The sequence below is a fragment of the Actinomadura sp. NPDC048032 genome (assembly GCF_040653175.1).
Lineage (GTDB): Bacteria > Actinomycetota > Actinomycetes > Streptosporangiales > Streptosporangiaceae > Spirillospora > Spirillospora verrucosospora.
In genome coordinates this window covers 1-3,435 of the sequence record NZ_JBEZJP010000618.1, presented here as the reverse complement: position 1 = coordinate 3,435, position 3,435 = coordinate 1, and the positions used below count along the sequence as shown (strand labels likewise).

Annotated in this window: 4 protein-coding genes; 3 read left to right on the top strand and 1 reads right to left on the bottom strand. The window is 69.9% G+C overall.

Features of this window, described 5'->3' with window-relative positions; translation table 11 throughout:
* Positions 1 to 698, bottom strand: a 698-nt coding sequence (locus AB0C69_RS40075; RefSeq protein WP_360361615.1) for an Asd/ArgC dimerization domain-containing protein, incomplete at its 3' end; no start/stop codon positions are given.
* Positions 699 to 863: 165 nt separating this feature from the next.
* On the opposite strand from AB0C69_RS40075, the gene AB0C69_RS40070 reads away from it, so the two are divergent.
* The 3 genes from AB0C69_RS40070 to AB0C69_RS40060 all read left to right on the top strand — a co-directional run bounded on the left by AB0C69_RS40070 (position 864) and on the right by AB0C69_RS40060 (position 3,406).
* Entirely contained in the window at positions 864 to 1,361 is a 498-nt protein-coding gene (locus AB0C69_RS40070; RefSeq protein WP_353834771.1) for a MarR family transcriptional regulator, read from the top strand.
* The gene (locus AB0C69_RS40065; protein WP_345179000.1) at positions 1,358 to 2,326 is read left to right on the top strand and encodes an ABC transporter ATP-binding protein; all 969 of its coding nucleotides are present in this window, start codon (positions 1,358 to 1,360) and stop codon (positions 2,324 to 2,326) included. Before AB0C69_RS40070 ends, AB0C69_RS40065 begins: the two co-directional genes overlap by 4 nt.
* A gap of 240 nt (positions 2,327 to 2,566) precedes the next feature.
* Positions 2,567 to 3,406, top strand: a complete 840-nt coding sequence (locus tag AB0C69_RS40060) for an ABC transporter permease (RefSeq protein ID WP_345179003.1) — start codon at positions 2,567 to 2,569, stop codon at positions 3,404 to 3,406.
* The last annotated feature ends 29 nt before the right edge of the window (positions 3,407 to 3,435 follow it).

Genomic DNA, 3,435 nt, shown 5'->3' with positions numbered 1-3,435 from the left:
GCCGTCCGTTCATGTGCGGCGTGATCAGGGTGTACTCGAGTGAGGGCGGCGCTGAGGTTCTGGATCATCTCGGGCGTATGCCTATGCGTGCCGCCGACGGCGTAGGCGGACACCGAGCCCATCACCTCGCTGCCCAGCAGGTGCGGTTTGAGGGCCCGTCCAGCGCCGGAGGTCCCCGACGCCGCCACCACGACGACGTCGGGTTCGGCGAGGCCCGCGGAGAGCGCGGGGAACATCGCGAGGGAGACCGCCGTCGGGTAGCAGCCGGGGACCGCGACGCGCCTCGCGGAGCGCAGCGCGTCCCGGTGGCCGGGCAGTTCGGGCAGGCCGTAGGGCCAGGTGCCCGCGTGCGGGGTGCCGTAGAACCGCTCCCACTCGGCGGGGTCGGCGAGGCGGTGGTCGGCGCCGCAGTCGATGACCAGGACGTCCTCGCCCAGCTGCTCGGCGAGCGGCCCGGACCGGCCGTGTGGCAGCGCCAGGAACACCACGTCGTGGCCGGACAGCGTGCCGGGGGTCGTCTCCTCCAGGACGCGTCCGGCCAGGGATCGCAGGTGGGGCTGGTGCGCGCCGAGCTCGGCGCCCGCGTTCGAGCCCGCCGTGAGCGCGCCGATCTCGAACTCTGGATGCCCCGCGAGGATGCGCAGCACCTCGCCGCCCGCGTAACCGCTGGCGCCGGCGACCGCCGTCCGGATTCCCATGCCCACTCTGCCCTTCTCTGACGTCAAGCAAGAGTATGCATGAGGCTGGATGCCTATTCAACGACGGGTTACGTCTTTCACACCGCTGAGACAAGCGCCACAGCCCGAAGTGCTTAGGCGACTAATGATTTGTTATCTAAACATCAGCGGTCTAACATCGCTCGCATGGAGAACCCCGGCCTCGACGACCTCAAGGCGTTCGGCCCCGTGGAGGAGTGGCCGATCGGGCGGCTCTTCGGCGCCGCGGCACGGCTGTCGGGCCCGATCGTGTGGCGCATCATCGAGCGGCACGGCATCAGCCCGGCGGGCTTCTTCCTGCTCCGCCTGCTCATCGTCGAGGACGGCCTGCGCCCCGGCGAGGTCGCCAAGCGCCTGATGGTCACCCCCGCCACGGTGACCTCGGTCGTCGACACGCTGGAGCGCAACGGGCACGTGCGGCGCGAGCGCTCCTACCGGGACCGGCGCGGCGTGATGCTGCTCATCACCGACTCCGGCCGGCGGTTCCTGGCCGAGAAGTCCGGTCCCATCGGCCGCGATCTGTCCCGCCTCTACGACGTCGTCGGCGAGGACGACGAGGCGGCCGTCCGCCGGTTCCTGCTCAAGTTGATCCACAAATTCGAGAACTACTCCCCCGACGAGGAAGCGAAGGGAGACGGCGCGTGACCAATCCCCCCGAAACCGCCGTTCGCACGGTCGACCTGAGGAAGACCTACCCCGCGTCCGGCCCGCGGCCCGCGGTGCCCGCCGTCCAGGGCATCGACCTGGACGTCCCGCGCGGCGAGTTCTTCGGCCTGCTCGGCCCGAACGGCGCGGGCAAGTCGACCACCATCGGCATGCTCACCACGCTCGTCGTCCCGACCGGCGGCACCGCGAGCGTCTCCGGCCTGGACGTGGTCAGGGACGCCGTCGAGATCAAGCGCCGTATCGGCGTCGTCTCGCAGAACAACACCCTCGACAGCGACCTCACCGTCGCCGAGAACCTGGAGTTCCGCGGCCGGTACTTCGGGCTCGGCGCGCGGGACGCCCGCAAGCGCGCCGCCGAACTGCTGGAGCTGTTCGGGCTGACCGAGCAGCGCGGCGGCAACCCGTTCGAGATCTCCGGCGGGCAGGCCAAGCGGGTGATGATCTGCCGCGCCCTCATGCACGGCCCCGAGGTGCTGTTCCTGGACGAGCCGACCGCCGGGCTCGACCCGCAGACCCGCACCAACCTCTGGGAGGTGCTGCGGGGGCTCCAGAGGGGCGGCCAGACGATCCTGCTCACGACCCACTACATGGAGGAGGCCGAGGCGCTCTGCGACCGGGTCGCGGTCGTCGACCACGGCAGGATCCTCGCCAGCGGCACGGTGGACCAGCTGAAGTCCAGCGCCGGCGCGGACACGGTCATCACCGTGGCCTACGACTCCCCCGCCCCCGACGGGGTCAAGGCCCTCGGCGACAGGGAGGGCATCAGCAAGGTCGAGATCAACGACGGCCAGGTGCGCGTGTTCGCCGCCGAGCCCGACGGCATCCTCGGCGAGCTCGTGGAGATCGGGTCCGTGGCCGGCGTCGGAGTCACCGACGCCAGCCAGCTGCGTCCCAGTCTGGAGACCGTCTTCCTCGCCCTCACCGGAAGGGACTACCGCGATTGACCTCGCCCCTGCCGAAGCAACGGGCTTCAACCCTCGCGAGTCGAGCTTTCTGCTTCCCAGACGGCAGCCGACCCGAATGAACGGCGAGGGGCAGAGTGCTGCCCGTCGGTCTCACACCGGCTCCACAGACCTCACATACCGCCAGCCCGGCGGTAGACCCGGTCGGTTTGGTTCTCACCGACCAAGTGTCACCACGAGTATCACTCCTGCCACGATTCGTGGCCGCGATGGAGGCAAGCAATGAGCACCACCGTTCTGGCACCGCCGCCGCCGGCGCGGGCCACCGTCCCCCGCACGTTCGCCGCGATGATGGCGCGCGAGGCGCGGGTCATGCGCAAGAACTTCCTGGCGACGTTCCTCCGGGTGCTGGTGCAGCCGGTCATGTTCGTGTTCGTGTTCGCCTACGTGCTGCCGAAGCTCGGCGGCGGGGCCATGGCGGGCGGGCCGGGCGGGCCGACGTTCTCCACCATCCTGCTCCCCGGGCTCGTCGGCTCGTCGATCATCATGCAGGCGATGATGGCGGTGATCTTCCCGCTGATGATGGAGCTGACCTGGCAGAAGTCGATCACCGACCGGGCGCTGGCGCCGGTGCCGGTGCCGCTGCTGGCCGTCCAGAAGATCATCGCGGCGGCGACGCAGGGCCTGATCGGCGGGCTGCTGGTGTTCCCCGCGGTGCTGTTCATCCACGCCGACGGCCAGTCGCCCGAGGTGCACGTGGACAACTGGCCGGTGCTGATCGCGGTGATGGTGGTCGGGGCGCTGATGTCGGCGTCCGGCGGGCTGCTGCTCGGGACCCTGATGAACCCGCAGAAGGTCCAGATGCTGTTCGCGATGGTCCTGCTGCCGATGACGATGCTCGGCTGCGTCTACTACCCCTGGTCGGCGCTGGACAACATCCGATGGCTGCAGATCCTCAGCCTGTTCAACCCGCTGGTGTACGTGAGCGAGGGGCTGCGCAGCGCGCTCACGCCCGAGATCCCGCACATGCCGGTGTGGGCGTTCATGCTCGCCATCGTCGGCGGGACGGTCCTGCTGACGTGGGCGGCGACCCGCACCTTCACCAAGCGCGTGCTGACCTGACCTGAACCGCAAGGGCCCCGTGCGGAGAC

Bases quoted from the DNA above. Each gene is read 5' to 3' on its own strand.
- AB0C69_RS40060 (WP_345179003.1), top strand. From the start codon at position 2,567: ATGAGCACCACCGTTCTGGCACCGCCGCCGCCGGCGCGGGCCACCGTC.
- AB0C69_RS40070 (WP_353834771.1), top strand. From the start codon at position 864: ATGGAGAACCCCGGCCTCGACGACCTCAAGGCGTTCGGCCCCGTGGAG.